We start from the raw sequence: 21,844 nt of genomic DNA, 5'->3' as shown, positions 1-21,844 counted from the left end.
CGACGTCGGCTCACCGATTCGCCTCCCAGTCGTAGAAACGCGTGGCCATTGCATCAGCAGGAGACTTCCACGATGAGGGGTCATAGGCCTGGATCAGCGGTCGCAGGTCCTCGCTGATCGTGACGAATCTCGGGTCCGTCTTGGCGGCTTCTATCCTCTCCGGACCGTTCGTCTCGTCGAAGTCCTGGAGGTGGAAGTACAACCCTCGGTAGTGGAAAAGCTGACGGCGTCGGGTTCCCATGAGATGTGGCATGTCACCCTCGTCGAACTCGCCGAAGATCTTTGCGACGTCCACATTCGCCGATGGGTCCATACGCGCGACGATCAGTGTGCTGTGCATGTGCGGTTCCTATCTTTGTGTGAGGACCGAGGTCTTGGAGGCAATCGCGGTGTCGGTGCGAGACGTGCGCTCACGTGCTGGCCCGAACCATCGTTCGAGGGACATCGCCAGATCCGCGTGTGATCCTGGCGCGGCCCAGGCCACATAGCCGTCGGGCCGGACGAGTGCGGCCGACGTGCTCGTCGGCCATGACGCAGGGTGCTCGACGATCGCTGCGGTGACGACATCGACGCGGTCCGACCAGCCCTGCGCGACCCTCTGTAGTACCGCGTTGTCCTCGAAGTCGAAAAGCACCCCGCGTGCCCTTGTCAAGGCGGCCGTCGACGTAGCGGGCACCGATCTGTCGCCGAAGACGAGTGGAGGCAGTCGGTACCCGAGCAGAGGGTTGGTCCCTCCACCTGCGTCGTAGCGGATCTCCAGCCCACTGACCATGCCGGCCAGGTGACGCGTGACATCGTCGTACGCGGTGAGTTCGGAGAGAACCTCACGCAGCGGCTGCATCTCGGATCCGCTCAGAAACAGTGTTCCCTGTGCTCGAGTGTTTTTCAGGAGCCGCTCTCCCACCGGCCAGCGCTCATCGTGATAGGTATCGAGTAGTCGCTCCGGCGCACGGCCCGAAGCCACCGCGCCCAGTTTCCATCCGAGATTCACGGCGTCTTGAATGCTTGTGTTCATTCCCTGACCGCCCGCAGGCAGATGGATGTGCGCGGAGTCGCCCGCCAGAAATACTCGTCCCCGCCTGTACTCGGCGGCTTGCCTCGTTGCATCGCCGAACGAACTGACCCACAGGGGATTTCCATGCGAGATGTCATCGCCGGTCAGACGCTTCCACGCTGACGACACTTCGTCATAACTGGGCGGAGTTTCGCGGCGGCGCGGCGGCGCACCTCGTTCACACACAATCAACCGCGTGACCCCATTAGGGAGCGGACCAACCATGACCATTCCACCGGGAAGGGTTTCACCGATCATGCGGGGCTGTAGGTCGAGTCCCGTCACGTCCGCGAGGAACATCTCCATCGTCGATGCGGTACCGGGAAAATCGAATCCCGCCGCCTTGCGGACGGTACTACGCCCTCCATCGCATCCGACCAAGTATGCGGCCGTCAGCGTCTTCACCCCTTCCGGCGATGCGACGTCGACCTGAACCGACAGACCTTTGTCAGAGACACCGAGCACCTCGTGATTTCGCCGAAGGTCCACGCCCAGTGAAACAGCCCACTGCTCCAGAACGGTCTCGGTTGCAGACTGGGGAACCGTTTTCGCGGCTTGGTGAGCCCCTTCGAGCAAGCCGAAATCCAACGGGATTCCACCGAAATGGCCTTGCGTACTCACTTCGATGCTCCCGAATCTCGGTAGCAGTCCACGCTGATCGAAGACTTCCATTGTCCGCGCAGTGAATCCCAGTCCGCGCGACTCTCCAGTTCTTTCCGAAAGCCGTTCCAATAGAACGACATTCACTCCGGTTAGCCTCAACTCGGCGGCAAGCATCAGACCTGCCGGACCAGCTCCGACAACGATTACTTCAGCATCCATACGTCCTCCTTGGCTTCGATGGCAGTGCACACGCAGAGGTCACATCGGTGCGCTCTACTTCAAATGAGAGTCGAGACAACAAGTCAGGCAACGACAGTGCCGGTCCGTTCGTTCGCCAGAACGTCCTTCAGTTCACCCAAGGTCGATGTGGCCAGGACGCGCAGTTCCGGCGTCGCTTTCTTGCTCAATCCCTTGAGTACGCGGCCCGGGCCGACCTCGAGCGCACAGTGTGCACCGAGACGTTCGAGCGTCCGCATAGTTTCTGTCCAACGAACTCGAGCGGTCAATTGATTCGTGAGGATTCTTCGGACGTCGACGATTTCGGATACAGTTTGTGCTGTAACACTCGATACGAATTGCGTAGTCGGTGTGTGCATATCGACACTATCCAACGCTGCCGAGAATTCCTCCTCGACATCTGCCATCAACGAGCAGTGAAACGGAGCGCCGACATTCAACAGAATGGTCTTTGCTGCTCCGTATTCGAGCGCGGATTCGCACAGCTTTTCTACACCTGCAATATGTCCTGAAACGACGATCTGCCCAGGGGCGTTGTCGTTTGCGACCTCGACAACCTGCGATGTTTCCGCTTGGATCTGGCCGCATAGTGCCTCGACATCTGCGATACCGAGACCGACAATCGCGGCCATGGCACCCGGCTCGCGCCGACCTACCCGGCTCATGAGCTCACCTCGAAGGCGCACCAGCAGAAGGGCGTCGGTCCAACAGATGGTTCCTGCACATACCAACGCTGCGAACTCACCCAGGCTATGACCTGCCGCGATCGACGGCTCGACCCCATGCTCTCGCAACACAGCCATCGTCGCAATGCTCGTGACGAACACCGCAGGTTGCGTTATCGAGGTGTCACGAAGAACATCGGCGTCTGCATTCAAGCAGATTCGAGACAGCGGAATTCCCAAAATATCGTCGGCAGAACGGAAGTACTCGGATGCGGTTTCAAAGTTTCCTACAAGATCGGATCCCATTCCGCTACGCTGCGATCCTTGACCGGGGAACACAAAAGCTATTGATTTCATGCGGCGTCCTTCTTGCATTGCGCTTGAACGAGTCACCAACTCCGACCATTGCCGCCGGGCTTGGACTCAAGCTTCATACGTGACGGTCGGTCGGTCAACGGCGATATGTTCAAGGGAATGCAAAGGAATGCAAGAGAGTGTCAAGGCTTCACCGGACACTTTCGAGCAATTCACACGTGCGCACAAAAAAGGGCCCGACCCCACCGAAGTGGAGTCGGGCCCTTTTCGAGAGAGACGGACTTAGAAGTCCATGCCGCCCATGCCACCGGTCGGGTCGCCCGCGGGCGCTCCGGCCTTCTCTGGCTTGTCGGCGACGACGGCCTCGGTGGTGAGGAACAGAGCCGCGATGGACGCTGCGTTCTGCAGTGCCGAGCGGGTGACCTTCACCGGGTCGTTGATGCCTGCAGCGAGCAGGTCCTCGTACTCGTTGGTCGCGGCGTTGAGGCCGTGACCAGCGGGCAGGTTGGAGACCTTGTCCGCAACAACGCCGGGCTCGAGGCCGGCGTTGAATGCGATCTGCTTGAGCGGAGCGGACAGTGCGACGCGAACGATGTTCACGCCGGTTGCCTCGTCACCGTCGAGCTTGAGGTTGTCGAGTGCGGGCGCTGCCTGGAGCAGAGCCACGCCGCCACCGGCGACGATGCCTTCTTCGACGGCTGCCTTGGCGTTACGCACGGCATCTTCGATGCGGTGCTTGCGCTCCTTGAGCTCGACCTCGGTTGCCGCTCCTGCCTTGATGACTGCAACGCCACCGGCCAGCTTGGCCAGGCGCTCCTGCAGCTTCTCGCGGTCGTAGTCGGAATCGGAGTTCTCGATCTCGGCGCGGATCTGGCTGACGCGTCCGGCGATGGCGTCGGAGTCGCCCGCGCCCTCGACGATGGTGGTCTCGTCCTTGGTGATGACGACCTTGCGTGCCTGACCGAGGAGCTCGAGTCCGGCGGTCTCCAAGGAGAGGCCGACCTCTTCGCTGATGACCTCGCCACCGGTGAGGATGGCGATGTCGGCGAGCTGCGCCTTGCGACGGTCACCGAATCCGGGCGCCTTGACGGCAACGGACTTGAAGGTGCCACGGATCTTGTTCACCACGAGGGTGGAGAGAGCTTCGCCCTCGACGTCCTCGGCGATGATGACGAGCGGCTTGCCCGACTGGATGACCTTCTCCAGCAGCGGCAGCAGGTCCTTGACCGTGGAGATCTTGGAGCTGACGAGCAGGATGTACGCGTCTTCGAGGACGGCTTCCTGACGCTCTGCATCGGTGGCGAAGTACGCCGAGATGTAGCCCTTGTCGAAGCGCATGCCCTCGGTCAGTTCGAGCTGCAGGCCGAAGGTGTTGGACTCCTCGACCGTGATGACGCCTTCCTTGCCGACCTTGTCCATTGCCTCGGCGATGAGCTCGCCGATGGACGGGTCGCCTGCGGAGATGCCAGCGGTAGCAGCGATCTGCTCCTTGGTGTCGATCTCCTTGGCGGAAGCGAGCAGCGACTCGGTGACGGCTGCAACAGCCTTCTCGATGCCGCGCTTGAGGCCGAGCGGGTTCGCGCCGGCTGCGACGTTGCGCAGGCCTTCACGAACGAGTGCCTGAGCGAGAACGGTAGCGGTGGTGGTGCCGTCGCCTGCGACGTCGTCAGTCTTCTTGGCGACCTCCTTGACGAGCTCGGCACCGATCTTCTCGTAGGGATCTTCGAGCTCGATCTCCTTGGCGATGGAAACACCATCGTTGGTGATCGTGGGAGCTCCCCACTTCTTTTCGAGCACGACGTTGCGACCCTTGGGGCCCAACGTCACCTTTACTGCGTCGGCGAGGGCGTTGAGTCCTCGCTCGAGGCCACGGCGTGCCTCTTCGTCGAACGCGATGATCTTGGCCATTGCGAAGTGATCCTCCGGATTGGGGGTGACACGCAGAACGAAACGTGTGTCGTCTCGCTCATCTGCACTTGCTCGGCCGAGTTCGGTGCCCGCGACGGACGACCAGGGGTGTCGATGATTCCCAGCCTCACCGTCCCGACCTGGCACTCACACTAAGCGAGTGCCAACTGCATTTCTAGCACTCGACCATGCCGAGTGCAAGGTCGAGTCATCCATTCTCGGTCATTCCGCAGGCTCCACTCCGGCTTGTTCGCCTAGGGCGCACTCCCGCGACCCGATCGACGCCGAGCAGATGCTCACCACCCAGGTCCGTTTTCACCCACTGTTTACACCCGGACGCTTTGTTTACATTCGGCGCCTTTCGTTGCGCGAGGAAAGGGAAATACCGTTCGGGACAGGAGCATTGGCGCATCCAAAATTCGGACAATTCACCCTGAACTCATTCGACAGCGAGGAATCACATGTCCGATACGGTCGACACCACCTACGACAACTCGGCGATGGACCACGAGGAGGAGGGCTATCACAAAGGGCTGAAGCCCCGTCAGCTTCAGATGATCGCGATCGGCGGGGCCATCGGCACCGGCCTTTTCCTCGGAGCCGGCGCACGACTCGAAAGTGCAGGCCCCGGCCTCTTCCTCGCCTATGCCCTGTGCGGCATATTCGTCTTCTTCATACTCCGCGCACTCGGAGAATTGGTGCTGCACCGTCCGTCGTCGGGATCGTTCGTCTCCTACGCTCGCGAGTTCTTCGGCGAGAAGGCGGCCTTCGTCGCGGGGTGGATGTACTTCTTGAACTGGGCGATGACAGCCATCGTCGACGTCACCGCAATTGCGACGTACATGCACTACTGGGGCTCCTTCGAAGTGATCCCACAGTGGGTCATCGCGTTGATCGCGTTGGTTCTCGTCATGAGCCTCAACCTCATCTCCGTCAAATGGTTCGGTGAGATGGAGTTCTGGGCCGCGATGATCAAGGTCGTCGCGCTCGTGACGTTCCTGATCGTGGGCATCGTCTTCCTCGCCGGCCGCATTCCAGTCGGGACCGAGATGCCGGGTATCAGCCTGATCACCGACAACGGCGGGTTGTTCCCCTCGGGCGCGTGGCCGCTGGTCATCGTCATCTCGGGTGTCGTCTTCGCCTACGCGGCCGTCGAGCTTGTCGGTACGGCCGCGGGAGAGACGGAGAACCCGGCGAAGATCATGCCGCGGGCCATCAACTCGGTCATCGCCCGAATCGCATTGTTCTATGTCGGCTCCCTCGTTCTACTCGCGCTGCTCCTCCCCTACACCGCGTACTCGGCCGGCACGTCTCCGTTCGTGACGTTCTTCTCGAGCATCGGTCTCGGTGGCGCGGGCACGATCATGAACATCGTCGTGCTGACGGCCGCGTTGTCGAGCCTCAACGCGGGGCTGTACTCGACGGGTCGAATCCTGCGTTCGATGGCGATGAACGGCAGCGCTCCCGAATTCACCAAGAAGATGACCAAGGGCGGCGTGCCCTTCGGCGGCATTCTGCTGACCTGCTTCATCACACTGTTCGGGGTCGCCCTCAATGCGATCGCACCGGGCGAGGCGTTCGAGATCGTGTTGAACATGTCGGCCCTGGGCATCATCGCGAGCTGGGCAACGATCGTGCTGTGCCAGATCCAGCTCTACCGGTGGTCCAAGAAGGGAATCCTCGAACGACCGAAGTTCCGACTGTTCGGAGCGCCCTACACCAGCTACGCGACGCTGGTGTTCCTGTTCGGTGTCCTCGTGCTGATGGCATTCGACGCCCCGATCGGTTCGTGGACCATCGCAACACTCGTGGTGATCATCCCGGCACTCATCGGCGGCTGGTACCTGGTCCGCGCCAAGGTCCTCTCGGTGGCCGAAGAGCGCATCGGGTACACCGGCAACTACCCCGTCGTCGCCAACAGGCCCCTCGAGGACGACGAGTTCAACGCGTGACGAGTCCGACGCTAGTGATGCCGGCGTAGAACGCCTCGCAGCCCCGCCCCGAAGGGTGACCTCCGGGGCGGGGGTTCGGGCGCAGGGGCGGCCAGCGCACGAGCAACCGCGTCGCTCAGGTCCTTGCACGTCGCGTAGCGGTCCGCTGGATTCTTCGCCAGCGCCGTCGCGACGACGCCGTTCAGCCCCTTCCGCAACGCTTTGCGACGCTCGGACACCACGGGCGGGGGTGCGTTGAGATGAGCATCCGTGATCGCCAGCGGGGTCGACAGCGGGTAGGGCGGCTTTCCGGTGAGCAGTTCCACCAGCGTCGCCCCGAGCGCATAAATGTCCGTTGCCGCCGTCAGTGTCTCCCCGCGCAGCAATTCCGGGGCGGCGTACTGAATGGACGCCATCACGGTCCCACCGGCGGCAAGCGGCGTCGAATCGTCGAGTAGACGCGCAATCCCCCAGTCGGACAACAGGACCTGCTCGTAACCGTCCGGCGGCACTTCGGTGCTGATCAGGATGTTCGACGGCTTCACATCACGATGCAGAATGCCGCACGAGTGGGCGTAATCGAGTGCCTTGGCCACTTCGCTGATGATGCGGGCTGCACGGACCGGCTCCAACGCGATCTGCCCCCGAGCTACCAAACGTGCTGCACTGTAGCCCTCGACGTAGTGCATCGACATCCACAACTGGCCTTCGTATTCTCCGTGTGCGTGCACCGACACGATGTTCGGATGGTGCAGCCTCCCCGCGATCTCGGCTTCGCCGATGAACTTGGCCCGAAGCTGTTCACTGTGCGAGGCTTCGCTGTTGAGGATCTTGAGCGTTTCGCGGCCTGCTACCAGGTACACCTCGCTCATGCCGCCCACCCCGAGCAGACGCTCCACCGTGTACCCGGCGAAGACATCACCCGGCGACAGGCGGCCGCGCGTCACGGTGAGACCGGTATCGGAGATTCGTCGCCGGCCGACGATCGCGCGAGAGCTACCGTCGCAGCGATCATGGCCATCACAGCGACAACCAGAACGGCCGAGACACGCCGATCGGCGGCCAAGTACTCCCCCAGGACGAGGAAACCGAGCGCCGACGCCACGACGGGTTCCATGACGGTCGTCGCCGGCAACGAAGCCTGCAGTGCACCCGCTTGAAAGGCAGACTGCTGCAACGTGATCGCACACACCGCAACACCGATCAGTGCATACAGTTCGACGGACGTCACCAGCGGAACGACCCCGCGAGACACCAAGTGGACGACGCCCTTGGTCAGGACGGCCGCGACTCCGAACAACGCCCCGCCCGCAAAGCCCAGCAGCAGCGCTTTGCGCGCACCCGTGCTGCGATGAGCCGCGACCACGCACGCCGCTACGAACGGGATACCGATCAGGCAGATCACCACCCAGTGCCGAGCCTCGGCGCGCTCCATCCCCGGTTTCGGATCGCCGACAACGACGAGAATCGCCACGGACGCCGTGAGTGCCGCAGCCCACAACCATTCGCCGAGCGAGATGGTTCGGTGCGCGAATCGTGCACCGAGCGGGAGTGCAAACAGCAGCGACAGAACGAGCAGTGGTTGGACCAGCAGCAGCGACCCGAGACCGAGCGCCACCGCTTGGAGCGCGTACCCCGCGATCCCGACGACGGTGCCCACCCACCAGATCGGCTGCCTCACCAGCGCGGCGATCGGGCCGAGCACGCCGTTGTCCTCGACTGGAACCTCCGCAGCCGTCCGCTGGCGCACTACGGTGCCGATCGCGATGCACAGCGCAGCGCCCAACGCGAGGACCACCACCAGAAGCGTTTGCGGCACGAAGAAAACAGTAGTGGGAGGACACCCCGTCAGCGACTCGTGCGATTCATCGAATTCGCATGCACCAGTTAGGTCAGCTACGGTGTTCAGCGGCACTTGACCATATACAGGGAAAAAGCACGAGAACCGATAGTGGTCGGCCCGGCACGGTCGCCGCACCTCGAACCGAGTGGCCAAGCATCGGCCGCCGTCCACGATTCGCATACGAAATTGTGAGGACGGAAGCGCCAATGAGTTCGGACAAGAAACCCAACGCAGTCAAGGAAGCGTGGGCCGGCCTCCGTAAGCCGGTCTTCATTCCAGCGTCCATCGTGATCTTCGTGATGATCACGTTCGCCGTGGTCTTCGCGGGAACCGCCGAAGGCGCGTTCGAATCGCTCAACGCCGCAATCACCGACGGTGTCGGGTGGTGGTACATCCTCAGCGCAACCGGGTTCGTGGTCTTCGCCATCTACTGCGGTGTGAGTCGTGTCGGCAACATCCGACTCGGACGCGACGACGAGAAGCCCGAATTCGGGGTGCTGTCGTGGTTCGCGATGCTGTTCAGCGCAGGCATGGGCATCGGCCTGGTGTTCTACGGCGTCGCCGAGCCTCTGTCGCACTACGTGACGCCACCGGAGGCCGGGGGCGTCGCAGGGTCGACCGATGCCGCCGCCAATCAGGCGATGGAGCTGACACTCTTCCACTGGGGTCTGCACGCGTGGGCCATCTACGTCGTCGTCGGGCTGGGTCTCGCGTACATGACCTACCGCAAGGGACGTCCGCTCTCGATCCGCTGGCTTCTCGAGCCGCTGCTGGGACGTAAGCGGATCGAAGGTGCGATCGGACACGCGATCGACACCATCGCAATTGTCGGTACGTTGTTCGGCGTCGCCACCTCGCTCGGATTCGGCGTCCAACAGATTTCTGCAGGACTCGAGTACCTCGGGTGGGTCGATACCAACAACTGGTCGACGGTCATTCTCATTGCATTCGTGACCGGCCTCGCTACGTTCTCCGTTGTGTCCGGCGTCTCCAAGGGACTCAAGTGGCTGTCCAATATCAACATGGGAATGGCGGCCGGCCTTGCGCTGTTCGTGTTGATTCTCGGACCGACGCTGTTTCTCATGCAGTCCTGGGTGCAGAACCTCGGCGGCTACGTCCAAGCGCTTCCCGAACTGATGCTGCGCACGTCACCCTTCTCCGACGACGGCTGGGCAGGTTCCTGGACCATCTTCTACTGGGGATGGTGGATGAGCTGGGCACCGTTCGTCGGCATGTTCATCGCCCGCATCTCACGCGGTCGCACCATTCGCGAATTCGTGTTCGGCGTGCTTCTGGCACCGACCGTCATCGGGTCGCTGTGGTTCACCATCTTCGGTGACGCCGGCATTCTCCGGCAGCGCGAGCAAGGCGACATGCTCGTCGACGGCGCAGTCGATACCAACACCAGTCTCTTCCAGCTGCTCGACGGTCTCCCGCTGGGGATCATCACCAGCGTGCTGGCAATTCTGGTCATCGTGTTCTTCTTCGTGACATCGTCGGACTCGGGTTCACTCGTCATCGACATCCTCTCCACCGGAGGCGATCTCGATACCCCGAAGATCACCCGCATGTACTGGTCGGTTCTCGAAGGCGTCGTCGCAGCGATTCTGCTCCTGATCGGCGGGGCCGGTTCGCTCACTGCGCTGCAGACGATGTCGATCGCGACGGCTGTGCCGTTCTCGGTCATTCTGGTCCTGGCCTGCGTGTCCATGCTCAAGGCATTCCGTTACGACGTCGCGACGACGCCTCGCTACGTGCGAGTCACCCAGACGTCGACGGCGACCGAATCCGAAGGACCCATCGAGAGTGCGACTCCATCGTCCGAAACCGTTCGAACGACCAAACGCTTTCGCGGAGCTGGGATCTCGTCGACGTTCGCAGGTCTGAGTCCGTCACGGGCGGGAGTCCCCACTCCCCGAGAGGGCGACGTGGTGCTCGCGGTGCACGAGGTGCACAGCGAGTCGCTGGAAGTCCACCCAGAGACCGGAGAAGTCGAATACTCGGCGAACAGCGGCCCTGTGGACCCACTGGGCGGAGAGGTGTTCGACACCCAGGAGTTCGCGGATTCCCATGAGGGACAAACGCAGTCGAACTCGTAGCAACAGCGAGCAACATACAAGAAGGGGCCCGGCACGTGCCGGGCCCCTTCTCATGTGTCGGTCAAGTTCGCCTCGGCCCAGACGGACAGTTCATGAAGAGCCGGCAGCAGCGCGTTCCCGGACGGCGTCAACCGATACTCCACGGAGATCGGCGGTCCCTCGTCCACGTTCCGGTCCACGAGGCCGGCACGGGTGAGCTCCCCAAGCCTCTCGGACAGAACCGAATCACTGATCCCCACCACCGACCGTCGCAGCTGCGCGAAACCGGTAGGTCCGCTCATGAGCGTCGCGAGGATGATCCCGTTCCACCGTTTGCCCAAGAACTTGAAGGCGCGGGCCAGCGCACCGTCGCACGCGCGCACGTCGTGCTCCTCACCGCTAGCCATGCCCTTCACACTACCGAAGGTGCTACTGTCTGACGTGCCACTCTGTTTTTGCTAGCGACTTCGGAAAAGGGACCCTGAGACTGCCATGTTCATTGCAACCGTGATCGTTTCGATCTTCCTGGCTTGTGCGCTCGTAATGTCGGCGGTAGGCAAGCTGACCAAGAGTGACTCCGTCATCCCCGGCATGGAAAAGGTCGGCGTTCCCGTCGACAAGATCCCTGTCCTCGCCTACCTGGAAATTGCTGGCGCGATCGGGCTCGTGGTCGGCCTCTTCTGGTGGCCGATCGGTGTCGCGGCAGCCATCGGAGTGATTCTGTACTTCGTCGGAGCCGTCATCGCCCACGTGCGGGTCAAGGACATTGCCGGAGTCGGCCCGGCGGCATTCCTCGCTGTCGTCGCAATCGCCGCATTGGTTCTACGTCTGCTGACCGTCTGACCAGTCGTACTGCATCTGCCGCGCGGTGAGCGTCGCCACCTCGGCGCTCACCAACCGCGCAACCAGATGAAGGGCGAGATCGAGGCCGGCACTGATACCGGCCGACGTCGCGATGTCACCGTGATCCAGGTACCGAACGTCCTCGCGTACATCGAGTTCCGGCCACTGGCGTCGCAAATCCTCGATGTCTTCCCAATGCGTCGTAACCGGTCGCGAATCCAGAACCCCAGCATGGGCCAACAAGAATGCGCCGGTACACACGGATGCGGCCAATTCTGTTGTTGTCGAGTGCTTTTCGATCCAGGATAGTGCTGCTGCATTCGCCGATACTTCATCGACGACGCCACCGGGCACCAAGACGACGTCGTAGTGGCGCTCGTCCGCGATCGTGGTGTCGACCGCAATTCGCATACCTCCTCGCGCGCGCACGGGACCGTCGTCGACGCCGACCAGCACGACCTCGAATGCGGGTTCCCCGCCGGCCCTCGTCGTGACTCGGTTCGCCACCGAGAAGACCTCGAAAGGTCCGCAGGCGTCGAGAACCTCGACCTCGTCGAACATCAGAATTGCCAGCGAGCGCGTCATACCAGAGGATCCTAACGGCGCCAGGTCAGCTGGGGATAGCTCAGCTCGATGTCGTCGACACGATGATCGGCACCATCACGGCCGCCATGACCGCGGCGTTGACGTCCTGAACCGCCTTCCGCACGGCCGCACTTGCCCATTCACCCTCGGCAATGTGCTTGGCCCGCGCCTTCGCCATCTTCTTGTCGACGCCCGGCAGAATCTTGGGCACGGCATCGATTGCCGACACCAGGGAAATCAGCGCGGATATCTCCGATGTCGGGGTCGTACCGTCGACGATGGAATTGCCGATCCACTGACGCGCCCAGTTCTTTCGCGTCGTATCCAGGGCCGGCCAGCTGGTCGACGGGAACAGTCCGAGGATCTTGTCGTGCCTCTCGGTCACGAAGCCCTGCTGCGCGAGCCGAAATCCGATCTCCTTCTGCAGGTTCTTCTGCAGCTTCTCGATCGCCTTCTGCGGCTTCATCGGATTTTTCTCGGTTCCGATGAGCGCGTGCGCACGCCCGAGAAGCGGATCAGGTGGCGGTGGGCCGGACACCACCAATCGGCCGTCCTTGACCTGCTCACCCTTGACGGTAATGCGAACCGAACCGTTCATCGCCAGTTCGAGCACCAGACCGCCGGCGAGTACGCGCGGGAACTTGGTGCTGTCGACTATCGGCTTACCACTGCTGTCGTCGACCAGTAGCAGGAACACGTCCTCTGCGATCAGAGTCATGAACTCAGGCTATCGAGAATGTATGGGTAGTTGACTGCAGTAAGTTCTTCGAGGACGCTGGCGTCGACGTCGGCGAGAGTGTTGACGTACAAGCACCCGGCCCCGCGCTTGTGCTTGCCAAGCCGCTCTAGTAGTCCCTCCGACTCGGGCGCGTAGGTCAAGCCGTACAGCGACAGACTCGACTTCCGCGGCGAGAATCCGACGACGAGGTAGTCCCCCTCCCGCCCGCTCACAGTCCGGTAGTGGTAGCTACCGAACCCGACCATCGTCGGACCCCACATCACCGCCGGTTCGCCGGTGACCCGACCCATCAGGTCCGCGAGCACCAGACCGTCGGCGCGTCGGACGGGATGCTCGACGCATGCAAGAAACTCCTCGACCGAAGCCGTCGTCGGACGTGTCTTGTTCTCGTTCAATTCAGGTACCGCTGCCAGTTCGACGGCACCAGATCCTGTGGACCCGGCGTGGACTGATCGAGCGGATGATGCTGCGGCGGAGCGAGATCCGGCCCGTCGTACATCTGCTCGTCGGCGTAGCTGTAGTACCAACTCTCACCCGGTTCGAAGCTCCGGATGAACTGGTGGCCCGTGCTCTCGGCGTGCTTGCTCGCGTGTTGCGATGGCGAGGAATCACAGCATCCGATATGCCCGCACTGCGCACAGCGGCGAAGGTGAAACCACCATCCCTCCGACTCAGCACATTCCACGCAGCCCGGCCCCGAGGGTGGAACCTCGGTATCGATCCCCGGTATTGGATCGCTCATGAATCCTCCTGATCGTGTGCAGGATCTATCGGTAGCCTGACGATGAATCGGGTGTCACCGGGCTCGGAAGTGAGGTTCAGATCGCCCTGATGTTTCTTGACGACGATCCGCCAGGAGATGTCCAAACCGAGGCCGGTTCCTTCACCCACCGGTTTCGTGGTGAAGAACGGCTCGAAGATTCGAGACTTGATCGCGTCGGGCACTCCGGGACCGGTGTCACAGATTTCGATCTGAACCTGGTCGTGATCGAGAACGGTACGCACGGTGAGGGTTCCGACTCCGTCCATCGCCTGAACCGCATTGTCGATGAGGTTGGTCCACACCTGGTTCAACTCGGCTGCATAGGCGGGGATCGGCGGTACGGCGGGATCGTATTCCTTGACGACGGCGATGTCGTCACCGATCTTTCGAGCGAGCATCACCAGTGTGCTGTCGAGTAGTTCACGAATATCGACGGTCTGATAGGGCGCCCGGTCCATCTGCGAATACTGGTTCGCGGCTCCTACGAGCGTGGACACCCGCGTTGTCGAATCGGCGATCTCGTTCATCAACAACTCCGTTTCCACGGTGTAGTTGAGCCACCTGATCGCACCTTCGAGAGTCTTGGACTCGTCGACCGTCGCAGCCACCTTCTCGAGCCACGCCACGTCGAGTCCCGCCTGCACGAACGTCGGCGCCAAATCCCAACCTCCCGCGATGTCGTGGTCGTCGAACCAATCACCGAGCTCGTCCTCCCGATCCGACGCTTCGAGCGGCGTCAGTTTGGGTGCTTTCGCGACAAGTTCGACGGCTTCTTCCTGCAGCCCGACGAGGGAGGTGAGCGACGTGCGATCGAGCGAGCCGTTCGCGATCATCTTCAGCTTCTGCCGCATGTGCGCGACTCGGTCACGCAGCGCCGACGTCGCCCGAACAGCTGCTGCTGCAGGATTGTTGAGCTCGTGGGTCAGCCCTGCCGACAACGAACCCAACGCCAGGAGGCGTTCCCGCTGATCGACGATCTGCTTGGTGTTGCGAGCCCCGATGAACAAGCCCTCCAACAGATGAAGTGCCATCGGGAACCACTCGGCGACGATCTCGGCGAAGCAGTCCGCGTCGAGCACGAAGAATCGCGAAGGCTCGGTCACCCGAAGCGAACTCGGGTAGACCTGTGGGACCCGCTCTCGCAGATACGCCTGCCATGCGCCGGCATAGACACCGCGCTGCGAGGTCCGGCTGATCACCAGATCCTCGCCACCGGATAGCTTGGACAAGACCAACGAGCCTTCGATCAGCACGTAGAAGCAGGTCGCCGGCTCACCTTCGGCGAACACCGGTCCCGGCTCGATGATCTCCACGTGGCCTTGCTCGCACAGTTCTTCGAGCTGATCGTCGCTCAGCTTCTCGAACAGGAATAGCGTCTTCAGCTCGGCTGGGCTACACGAAAGCTGCGGGCCGGTCACGGGTTGGCCAGGTATCTGTGTACGAGCATCACTGCCATCGCTCCTTCGCCCACTGCCGACGCGACACGTTTCGCCGAGTCGGACCGCACGTCCCCTGCCGCGAACACCCCGGGAACACTGGTCTCCAGGTGATGCGGCAGCCTGTCGCGATCCCACCCCGAAGGACCTCTACCGTCGACCACCAGATCGGGCCCGGTGACGACGAACCCGTGTTCGTCGCGGACGACGAAGCCGTCGAGCCACTCGGTTCGAGGCGCCGCGCCGATGAACAGAAACAGATACTGCGCAGCGACCGTCTCCTCGGAGTCAGTCGCCTTGTTGTGCAACGTGATCGACTCGAGGTGATCGTCACCGGCGACGCCGACCACCTCGGTACACGTGCGCACACTGATTCTGGGGTGCTCGTCGATCTGCTTGATCAAGTAGTACGACATCGACGCCTCGAGCGATTGCCCCCTGATCAGAATCGTCACCGACTTCGCCCCGCGGGCCAGGTAGACCGCGGCCTGACCGGCGGAATTCGCGCCACCGACGATGTAGACGTCCTGTTCCGCGCACCGCGCCGCTTCGGTCATCGCCGAGCCGTAGAACACGCCTCTGCCGGTGAAGTTCTCGATTCCAGGCGTCGCCAGTTGTCGATATGCCACGCCCGTCGACAGGATCACGGTCTGCGCGTCGATGCTGCGGCCGTCGGCGAATCGGACCGTCCGAGCCGAGCCGTTGGCTTCCAGACCGACCACATCCTGCGTCGTCACCACCTCGGCACCGAACTTGAGTGCTTGCCGACGCGCTCGCTCGGCCAGCTGCGCACCGGAGACGCCGTCGGGAAATCCGAGATAGTTCTCGATGCGAGAACTCTGGCCTGCCTGACCGCCCGTAGCCGTCCGCTCGATGAGCGTCGTACGAAGCCCTTCCGACGCGCCGTACAGCGCTGCACCCAACCCTGCGGGGCCACCGCCGATGACCACGAGATCGTAGAACTCACCCGACGGAGTAGTCGTCAGCCCCAGATGTTCGCCCAGCTCGGAATCGGACGGAGCGCACAGCGCCTTGCCGTCGGAGGTGACGACCACGGGACAGTGCGTGTCGTCGACGCCTGCGGAGGTCAACAGGCGAGCGCCCTCCGGTTCGTCGGACATGTACCAGCGATACGGAAGCTGGTTGCGGGCCAGGAACTCGCGGACCTCCGAGGACCGAGCCGACCAGCGGTGCCCGACCACCTTCGTCTCCTCGATCGGCCGATGATCCGAGGAACACCACGCCTCGAGTTGGGCGTCGAGCACGGGGTAGAGCTTTTCCTCGGGAGGATCCCACGGCTTGAGGAGGTAGTAGTCGAGGTCGATGACGTTGATGGCGTCGATCGCGGCGTCGGTGTCCGCGTATGCGGTGAGCAGCACCCGTCGCGCCTGGGGGTACAGGTCCATGGCCTGTTCGAGGAATTCCATGCCGTTCATCTGTGGCATGCGGTAATCGGCCAACAGTATTGCTACCGGGTGGCCGCGCAGTTTGAGTTCTTTGAGGGCATCGAGTGCCTGAGCACCCGATTCCGCCCGGATGATGCGGTAGTTCTCGCCGTAGTGACGACGGAGATCGCGTGCGACGGATCGAGATACACCCGGATCGTCGTCGACGCTGAGGATTGCAGGCTTCATGACCCTCCCGGTCGGGCTTCTACTTGGCTACAAGTATGCCGCTGCGGGGGCGAGCCTGCGCGAGTCTCAGATCTGGCCTCGCATGATCATGTCGATTTCGCGGGGAGTCAGTAGCCGCTCGAGCTTCTCACTCGGCCACGTGCGTGGGCTTCCGCTCATGCGTGCCGAATCGAGCAGCGGCACCGACGAGCCTGGACGAGAAAAGATCGAATGAAGGTTCACGATCGATCACTCCGAACAAATACTGGTTGTGGCCTGGTTCCTCGTTCGTTCTATCGACCAGTGTTCGCCTCTCGTTACCCGTTTTGTGTGAGGCGCGCGGGGCGAGTTTCTTCCAGGGCCTCGGTGGGTACAGGCAGGACCATAACCGTGAAAAGGGGCTAGAAGTGAATACATCGCCAACGGGCGCCGTCGAGAACGTCCAGAGCAGCGCCCTCTTCGAGAAGGCGGCCCGCGCCGGGCACTTCGTCAGCGGTCTGCTGCATATCTTGATCGGCTACATCGCGATTCGACTCGCGTTCGGGCAAGGCGGAAACGCCGACCAGTCCGGCGCGCTCGCCGAGCTCGGAAGCAAGCCAGGCGGATCGATCGCCCTATGGGTCGCGTTCGCGGCGTTCGTGGCGCTCGCTTTGTGGCGCGTGATGGAAGCGATCGTCGGCAAGAAGTCCGACCAGGACGCAGGCAGCGCGATGGACCGCCTCAAAGCCGCAGCGCTGGCCGTCGTCTACATCGCCTTCGCATGGTCGACGTACGGCTTCGCGAGCGGATCCGGTGAATCGAGCGGCCAGCAGAACGCGGGTATGACCGCACAGCTGATGGAGAACACCCTCGGCAAGCTCGTGCTGATCGTCGTGGGCCTCGTTGTCGTCGGCGTCGGCGGATACCACGTTTACAAGGGCGTGTCGAAGAACTTCCTCGACGACCTCGAGGGGTACAGCGGCAAGGCGGTCGAGCGTCTCGGTATCGCAGGCTACGTCGCGAAAGGCCTAGCGCTGATCGGCGCCGGTGGCCTCGTCGTCGTCGCGGTGTTCACCTCCGACCCGAGCAAGGCGACGGGTATCGACGGGGCGCTCAAGACATTGGGCTCGCAGCCGTTCGGACAGGTGTTGCTCGTCGCCGCGGGGATCGGGATCGCGCTGTACGGGTTGTACGCGTTCGTGCTCGCGCGCTACGCCAAGATGTGATTTCTTGCGCGTAGAACCGGCTGGAAATGAGCAGGAAGCCACACTTGCGCTCTTATCACGTGGGATCCCATGCAACTACGGCGCAACTGTGCCAGCAGGCTCACTCATCCCCAACCGCGACCGCCATCCACAGGGATTTTCGTTTCCCAGGTCGGCCGCAACGACACCTCTCCCGCACAGCCGATGCTCAACCGCATGTACCCACATGGCGTCGCGACTCGTGCCGAATTCGTCGCGGCCGGAATTCCGAGCAGCACCATCACACGCAGGTATCACCGCATCCTCCCGAAGATCTACAGCGCGGAAGAACCCACGCGCATCGCCCGCTGCTATGCCGTGACTCTGTGGCAACCCGGCGCGCTACTCAGTCACCGCACAGCAGCGTGGCTGTACGGGTGGATGCCCGAGTCCCCCGGCGTCGAAGCCACCATCCCGCCGAACTCGAGCGCCCCTTCGACTTCGTGGCTGACGGTTTACCGCCGCGAGATACCGGACCGCGAGACCACCGAAGTTCAGCGCCTACCTGTCGTGGGTCGAGAACGCACGCTGATCGACTGCTGTGCAGTCATGCCCCAGGCAGATGTCTCGCGAATAGTCGACGAACGGCTCGCGGCCGAGATGGATGTCGATCACTTGCGGGCGTTGATTCGCAACAGTCCACGACGACGAGGCAATGCGCGCGCACTGGTCCAGATCGACAAAGCAGCAATGGGATTCGCGTCGGAACCAGAGCGGGTGCTCGATCGGGCGCTGATCCAGCTTGGAATAAGGCTGAAGACGAACGCGTGGGTGGGCAGGTACATCTGCGACTTCGTGGACGAGTTGGCCAGAGTGATCATCGAGGTCGATGGTCGGGAGTATCACAGCGCCCCGGAAGTGTTCAGTAGAGATCGGACGCGCCAGAACGAGTTGCAGCTCGACGGGTGGCTGGTACTGAGATTCTCTGCGGTCGACGTGATGGCGAACCCCGAGAAGGTTGCCCGGCAGATCGCCGAGGTGGTTCGCCGGCGCCGCGCCGCCCGCAGGTGATGGCACGTCCGTTCCACCGAAAACCCACACGATTTCGGCGCAACTGTTCCATCATGCCTGTAAGCCTGGCTAGGCTGTGTCGAATTGTGTGTGACGCCTGGTTGCACTCACCGATCTCGGAGGTATGCGTGAGCAAGACCCTGGAAGCCAGCATCGACGTCGACGCCAGCCCGGAACAGGTATGGAAAATCGTGTCGGATCTGAAGCGCATGGGCGAATGGAGTCCACAGTGCAAGAAGATGAAGGTTTTCGGTGGCGACGTCCGTAAGGGCACCACCACGCTCAACGTCAACCGCAAAGGACTACTCGTGTGGCCGACCACTGCGAAGGTGGTCGATTTCGCGCCCAACAAATCCATCGCGTTCCGGATAACCGAGAACAAGACGATCTGGTCGTACACACTCACCCCGAACGGCACCGGGACCACCGTCGTCGAGAAGCGCGAGGCACCGACCGGAACCAGTGCGGTCTCCGGATTTCTCGTCAGCAAAGTCCTGGGCGGCACCGAGCAGTTCGACGTCGAGCTGATCGACGGAATGAACGAGACCCTCCGGCGGATCAAGTCGGAAAGCGAACTCGCCGGCAAATGATGTTTGCAGGTTGATCGTTGCGGGCAGTCCCTCTCAGCATCATTCGGCATAGTAGAGGGGGCACCACATGTTGGGCCTAAGCATCATCGGCTGGATCATCATCGGCGGACTCGCCGGCTGGATCGGCAGCAAGATCATGAAGACCGATGCCCAGATGGGCATCATCCTGAACATCGTCGTCGGCATCATCGGTGGACTGCTCGGCGGCTGGATTCTCAGCACCTTCCTCGACGTCGAAGGCGGAGGCTGGATCTTCAGCTTCCTGACCTGTCTTCTGGGCGCGTGCATCCTTCTGTTCCTCGTCAAGTTGGTCATGGGTCGCTCGAGGGTCTGACCCTCGAGCACGCATCGCAACTGCCGGGGCTTCTCACGTACTGTGTGAAGCCCCGGCAGTGTCCGTTTGGAAGCTGCACGTCGATCAGTACTAGGAGCGAAGTGGCCCGCCGTCCCACCCCGATCGGTCAACCGCCCCGCACCGGCATTGTGCACGTCGCCGACCTGGTGAAAGAGAGCGTTCCCCCGCTGCACCCAGCTGGATTCCCGTTCGTCGCCGGGCCACTGGCAGTCGCCGTGCTCGGTCGCAGGCACAAGTGGATCCGTCGTGCAGGGCTCACCGCCGCAGGCGCGTGCGCAACGTTCTTCCGGCATCCGAGTCGCGTTCCGCCCAATCGCCCCGGTGTCGTGGTGGCCCCCGCAGACGGGCTCGTCACACTCGTCGACACAGCGGTGCCCCCGGCCGAACTCGATCTCGGCACCGACGCGGTCCCGCGAGTGAGCATCTTTTTGTCCGTCCTCGACGTGCACGTACAGCGTGTGCCCGTCGGCGGCGAGGTCCTCGAAGTCGTGCACCGGAAAGGCCAGTTCAAGTCGGCCGACCTTGCCGAAGCCAGCGAAGTGAACGAGCGAAACAGCATGCACATCCGCACACCGTCCGGTCATGACGTCGGCGTGGTGCAGATCGCCGGTCTCATTGCTCGACGGATCATCAACAACGCGAAGGTCGGCGACACACTGTCGATCGGCGACACCTATGGGCTGATTCGATTCGGGTCCCGTGTGGACACATACTTCCCGGCCGGGACCACATTGCTCGTCGAACGCGGTCAGCGAGCGGTCGGCGCCGAAACGGTGCTCGCCGAGCTCCCTCAGTAAAGGGTCTTCAAGGATGATCACCAGACGCGCCCGTCCGCCCGCTGCTGTGCGATTGTTGCCCTCGGTCGTCACCATTCTCGCGCTCTGTGCGGGGCTGTCGGCGGTGAAGTTCGCCCTCGAAGGACAGCTGGGTTTCGCCCTCGCCATGATCGGTGCGGCCGCGATTCTCGACGCGCTCGACGGACGAATCGCTCGACTGCTCGACGCCACCAGCAAGATCGGCGCAGAGCTCGATTCGCTGGCCGACGCGATCTCCTTCGGCGTGGCGCCCGCACTCGTCCTGTACGTGACGCTGTTGGAGGGTTCGAGCACCGGGTGGATCATCGCGCTCGTCTACGCGGTCGCCATGGTGCTGCGCCTCGCTCGGTTCAACACGCTGCTCGAAGTCGACGACACCCCCGGATACGCGAGCGAGTTCTTCACCGGTGTGCCCGCACCGGCAGGGGCTCTGATCGTGCTCACCCCCATCGCCGCGTATCAGGAATGGGGCGACGGGTGGTGGGCGTCGTTCTATGTGGTGTGCGGGTGGACCGTGTTCACTGCCGCTCTCGCGGTCAGCCGCGTCCCGACCCTCGCCTTGAAGACCGTGTCGGTACCGCCACGCATGGCCGCAGCGTTGCTGATTCTGGTCGCACTGGCAGCGGCCGCGTTGATCACCTTCCCGCTGGTGCTGCTGATGGTGCTGGTCGCGATCTACCTCGCACACATACCTTTTGCGGTCCGCTCGCAACGCTGGGTGGCCGCGCGCCCGTACACCTGGGATGCCAAGCCTGCCGAACGACGCGCAGAACGACGCGCGATCCGCCGCGCTCCCGGCAACAACCGACGTTCCGCTGCCCGGCTCGGTCTTCGTAGGCCGAGATCTCCGCTGTGACGACGCCGGAGCTGGTTCTGACAGCTCGGTTGAACACCTCGGCGGCCGATGCCAGGCGAGGCGTCGTGCGGCTGCATCCCGAAGTGCTTGCTGCACTTGGGATTCGTGAATGGGATGCTATCGCGCTCATCGGTGCGCGTCGTACGGCCGCGGTCGTCGGACGAGCCCCGTCGGACACCCCTCAGGGAACGGCGCTGCTCGACGACGTCACTCTGTCCAACGCAGGAATCAAGGAAAACGGCTCGATCGCGATCGCACCGGTCACCGTGTATGGAGCAAGATCGGTGCGCCTGGCCGGCTCGACGCTTGCGACCGGGTCGATTTCCGACGGCACCTTGCGTCAAGCGTTGCTCGGAAAGGTACTGACCGTCGGCGACACCG

General features: G+C 62.6%; 23 protein-coding genes and 1 pseudogene. 11 read left to right on the top strand and 13 right to left on the bottom strand.

All coding sequences use genetic code 11. The annotated features are described in order from the left end of the window. Positions 1-10: 10 nt before the first annotated feature. From A2J03_RS26700 to groL, 4 genes are all read right to left on the bottom strand, one after another. A complete protein-coding gene (locus A2J03_RS26700) occupies positions 11-340 on the bottom strand; it encodes a TcmI family type II polyketide cyclase (RefSeq protein ID WP_068380367.1) in 330 nt (109 codons plus the stop codon). Between the two features lie 9 nt (positions 341-349). Beyond that, positions 350-1,876, bottom strand: coding sequence for an FAD-dependent monooxygenase (locus tag A2J03_RS26695; protein ID WP_068380362.1), 1,527 nt, complete (start codon positions 1,874-1,876; stop codon positions 350-352). An 83-nt stretch (positions 1,877-1,959) separates the two neighbouring features. After that, on the bottom strand, positions 1,960-2,916 hold the full coding sequence (gene fabD / locus A2J03_RS26690) for an ACP S-malonyltransferase (RefSeq protein WP_197480982.1): 957 nt from the start codon (positions 2,914-2,916) through the stop codon (positions 1,960-1,962). A 240-nt stretch (positions 2,917-3,156) separates the two neighbouring features. Then, positions 3,157-4,782, bottom strand: a complete 1,626-nt coding sequence (groL, locus tag A2J03_RS26685; RefSeq protein WP_068380378.1) for a chaperonin GroEL — start codon at positions 4,780-4,782, stop codon at positions 3,157-3,159. A gap of 461 nt (positions 4,783-5,243) precedes the next feature. Between groL and A2J03_RS26680 the strand changes: the two genes are divergently transcribed. After that, positions 5,244-6,734, top strand: coding sequence for an amino acid permease (locus A2J03_RS26680; RefSeq protein WP_068380349.1), 1,491 nt, complete (start codon positions 5,244-5,246; stop codon positions 6,732-6,734). Between the two features lie 11 nt (positions 6,735-6,745). Here A2J03_RS26680 and A2J03_RS26675 read toward each other — a convergent pair whose 3' ends face one another. Beyond that, positions 6,746-7,660 (bottom strand): serine/threonine-protein kinase, encoded by a 915-nt coding sequence (locus A2J03_RS26675; protein WP_068380346.1) that lies wholly within the window; start codon positions 7,658-7,660, stop codon positions 6,746-6,748. Further along, positions 7,657-8,532: a DMT family transporter gene (locus A2J03_RS26670; protein ID WP_068380372.1), complete on the bottom strand. Its 876-nt coding sequence runs from the start codon at positions 8,530-8,532 to the stop codon at positions 7,657-7,659. The genes A2J03_RS26675 and A2J03_RS26670 overlap by 4 nt, the downstream gene beginning before the upstream one ends. A 230-nt stretch (positions 8,533-8,762) precedes the next feature. On the opposite strand from A2J03_RS26670, the gene A2J03_RS26665 reads away from it, so the two are divergent. Continuing rightward, entirely contained in the window at positions 8,763-10,655 is a 1,893-nt protein-coding gene (locus A2J03_RS26665; RefSeq protein ID WP_068380343.1) for a BCCT family transporter, read from the top strand. A gap of 50 nt (positions 10,656-10,705) precedes the next feature. On the opposite strand, the gene A2J03_RS26660 is transcribed toward A2J03_RS26665, so the two are convergent. Continuing rightward, positions 10,706-11,041 (bottom strand): winged helix-turn-helix transcriptional regulator, encoded by a 336-nt coding sequence (locus A2J03_RS26660; RefSeq protein ID WP_068380341.1) that lies wholly within the window; start codon positions 11,039-11,041, stop codon positions 10,706-10,708. A gap of 85 nt (positions 11,042-11,126) precedes the next feature. Here A2J03_RS26660 and A2J03_RS26655 point away from each other — a divergent pair, with 85 nt between their 5' ends. Then, positions 11,127-11,477 carry a DoxX family protein gene (locus A2J03_RS26655; RefSeq protein WP_068380337.1) on the top strand — a complete coding sequence of 117 codons (351 nt, stop codon included), beginning with the start codon at positions 11,127-11,129 and terminating at the stop codon, positions 11,475-11,477. Here the strand turns inward: A2J03_RS26655 and A2J03_RS26650 are convergent. The 6 genes from A2J03_RS26650 to A2J03_RS26625 are packed head-to-tail and all read right to left on the bottom strand — an operon-like array spanning position 11,457 to position 16,634. Then, the gene (locus A2J03_RS26650) at positions 11,457-12,062 is read right to left on the bottom strand and encodes a DJ-1/PfpI family protein (RefSeq protein ID WP_068380334.1); all 606 of its coding nucleotides are present in this window, start codon (positions 12,060-12,062) and stop codon (positions 11,457-11,459) included. The genes A2J03_RS26655 and A2J03_RS26650 overlap by 21 nt on opposite strands. A gap of 40 nt (positions 12,063-12,102) precedes the next feature. Further along, complete coding sequence (locus tag A2J03_RS26645) at positions 12,103-12,780, bottom strand: GOLPH3/VPS74 family protein (RefSeq protein ID WP_068380331.1); 678 nt, start codon at positions 12,778-12,780, stop codon at positions 12,103-12,105. Beyond that, positions 12,777-13,196 carry a DUF1801 domain-containing protein gene (locus A2J03_RS26640; protein WP_068380330.1) on the bottom strand — a complete coding sequence of 140 codons (420 nt, stop codon included), beginning with the start codon at positions 13,194-13,196 and terminating at the stop codon, positions 12,777-12,779. Before A2J03_RS26640 ends, A2J03_RS26645 begins: the two co-directional genes overlap by 4 nt. Next, positions 13,193-13,543 carry a UBP-type zinc finger domain-containing protein gene (locus A2J03_RS26635; protein ID WP_068380327.1) on the bottom strand — a complete coding sequence of 117 codons (351 nt, stop codon included), beginning with the start codon at positions 13,541-13,543 and terminating at the stop codon, positions 13,193-13,195. The genes A2J03_RS26640 and A2J03_RS26635 overlap by 4 nt, the downstream gene beginning before the upstream one ends. Further along, positions 13,540-14,982 carry an ATP-binding protein gene (locus A2J03_RS26630; RefSeq protein WP_068380324.1) on the bottom strand — a complete coding sequence of 481 codons (1,443 nt, stop codon included), beginning with the start codon at positions 14,980-14,982 and terminating at the stop codon, positions 13,540-13,542. Before A2J03_RS26630 ends, A2J03_RS26635 begins: the two co-directional genes overlap by 4 nt. Then, positions 14,979-16,634 (bottom strand): FAD-dependent oxidoreductase, encoded by a 1,656-nt coding sequence (locus tag A2J03_RS26625; protein ID WP_068380322.1) that lies wholly within the window; start codon positions 16,632-16,634, stop codon positions 14,979-14,981. Before A2J03_RS26625 ends, A2J03_RS26630 begins: the two co-directional genes overlap by 4 nt. On the opposite strand from A2J03_RS26625, the gene A2J03_RS31330 reads away from it, so the two are divergent. From A2J03_RS31330 to A2J03_RS26585, 8 genes and pseudogenes are all read left to right on the top strand, one after another. Next, on the top strand, positions 16,633-16,848 hold the full coding sequence (locus tag A2J03_RS31330; RefSeq protein ID WP_068380319.1) for a hypothetical protein: 216 nt from the start codon (positions 16,633-16,635) through the stop codon (positions 16,846-16,848). The genes A2J03_RS26625 and A2J03_RS31330 overlap by 2 nt on opposite strands. A gap of 172 nt (positions 16,849-17,020) precedes the next feature. Next, positions 17,021-17,818 (top strand): DUF1206 domain-containing protein, encoded by a 798-nt coding sequence (locus A2J03_RS26615; RefSeq protein WP_068380316.1) that lies wholly within the window; start codon positions 17,021-17,023, stop codon positions 17,816-17,818. A gap of 195 nt (positions 17,819-18,013) precedes the next feature. After that, positions 18,014-18,847: a DUF559 domain-containing protein gene (locus A2J03_RS26610; RefSeq protein WP_197480981.1), complete on the top strand. Its 834-nt coding sequence runs from the start codon at positions 18,014-18,016 to the stop codon at positions 18,845-18,847. A 128-nt stretch (positions 18,848-18,975) separates the two neighbouring features. After that, the gene (locus tag A2J03_RS26605; protein ID WP_068380312.1) at positions 18,976-19,437 is read left to right on the top strand and encodes an SRPBCC family protein; all 462 of its coding nucleotides are present in this window, start codon (positions 18,976-18,978) and stop codon (positions 19,435-19,437) included. A 67-nt stretch (positions 19,438-19,504) separates the two neighbouring features. Further along, a complete protein-coding gene (locus A2J03_RS26600) occupies positions 19,505-19,771 on the top strand; it encodes a GlsB/YeaQ/YmgE family stress response membrane protein (RefSeq protein ID WP_068380309.1) in 267 nt (88 codons plus the stop codon). A gap of 101 nt (positions 19,772-19,872) precedes the next feature. Beyond that, positions 19,873-20,589, top strand: coding sequence for a phosphatidylserine decarboxylase (locus A2J03_RS26595; RefSeq protein ID WP_068380306.1), 717 nt, complete (start codon positions 19,873-19,875; stop codon positions 20,587-20,589). Between the two features lie 13 nt (positions 20,590-20,602). Further along, complete coding sequence (gene pssA / locus A2J03_RS26590) at positions 20,603-21,463, top strand: CDP-diacylglycerol--serine O-phosphatidyltransferase (protein WP_068380303.1); 861 nt, start codon at positions 20,603-20,605, stop codon at positions 21,461-21,463. Further along, positions 21,460-21,844 (top strand): annotated as a pseudogene (locus tag A2J03_RS26585) (AAA family ATPase); the annotation flags it as partial. The gene pssA and the pseudogene A2J03_RS26585, both read left to right, overlap by 4 nt.

This window comes from Rhodococcus sp. EPR-157, assembly GCF_001647195.1.
GTDB lineage: Bacteria > Actinomycetota > Actinomycetes > Mycobacteriales > Mycobacteriaceae > Rhodococcoides.
This window is presented reverse-complemented; position numbering and strand designations above follow the sequence as displayed.

Bases quoted from the DNA above. Each gene is read 5' to 3' on its own strand.
- A2J03_RS26700 (WP_068380367.1), bottom strand. From the start codon at position 340: ATGCACAGCACACTGATCGTCGCGCGTATGGACCCATCGGCGAATGTG.
- A2J03_RS26695 (WP_068380362.1), bottom strand. From the start codon at position 1,876: ATGGATGCTGAAGTAATCGTTGTCGGAGCTGGTCCGGCAGGTCTGATG.
- fabD (WP_197480982.1), bottom strand. From the start codon at position 2,916: ATGAAATCAATAGCTTTTGTGTTCCCCGGTCAAGGATCGCAGCGTAGC.
- groL (WP_068380378.1), bottom strand. From the start codon at position 4,782: ATGGCCAAGATCATCGCGTTCGACGAAGAGGCACGCCGTGGCCTCGAG.
- A2J03_RS26680 (WP_068380349.1), top strand. From the start codon at position 5,244: ATGTCCGATACGGTCGACACCACCTACGACAACTCGGCGATGGACCAC.
- A2J03_RS26665 (WP_068380343.1), top strand. From the start codon at position 8,763: ATGAGTTCGGACAAGAAACCCAACGCAGTCAAGGAAGCGTGGGCCGGC.
- A2J03_RS26660 (WP_068380341.1), bottom strand. From the start codon at position 11,041: ATGGCTAGCGGTGAGGAGCACGACGTGCGCGCGTGCGACGGTGCGCTG.
- A2J03_RS26655 (WP_068380337.1), top strand. From the start codon at position 11,127: ATGTTCATTGCAACCGTGATCGTTTCGATCTTCCTGGCTTGTGCGCTC.
- A2J03_RS26650 (WP_068380334.1), bottom strand. From the start codon at position 12,062: ATGACGCGCTCGCTGGCAATTCTGATGTTCGACGAGGTCGAGGTTCTC.
- A2J03_RS26645 (WP_068380331.1), bottom strand. From the start codon at position 12,780: ATGACTCTGATCGCAGAGGACGTGTTCCTGCTACTGGTCGACGACAGC.
- A2J03_RS26635 (WP_068380327.1), bottom strand. From the start codon at position 13,543: ATGAGCGATCCAATACCGGGGATCGATACCGAGGTTCCACCCTCGGGG.
- A2J03_RS31330 (WP_068380319.1), top strand. From the start codon at position 16,633: ATGACCCTCCCGGTCGGGCTTCTACTTGGCTACAAGTATGCCGCTGCG.
- A2J03_RS26625 (WP_068380322.1), bottom strand. From the start codon at position 16,634: ATGAAGCCTGCAATCCTCAGCGTCGACGACGATCCGGGTGTATCTCGA.
- A2J03_RS26610 (WP_197480981.1), top strand. From the start codon at position 18,014: ATGTACCCACATGGCGTCGCGACTCGTGCCGAATTCGTCGCGGCCGGA.
- A2J03_RS26600 (WP_068380309.1), top strand. From the start codon at position 19,505: ATGTTGGGCCTAAGCATCATCGGCTGGATCATCATCGGCGGACTCGCC.
- pssA (WP_068380303.1), top strand. From the start codon at position 20,603: ATGATCACCAGACGCGCCCGTCCGCCCGCTGCTGTGCGATTGTTGCCC.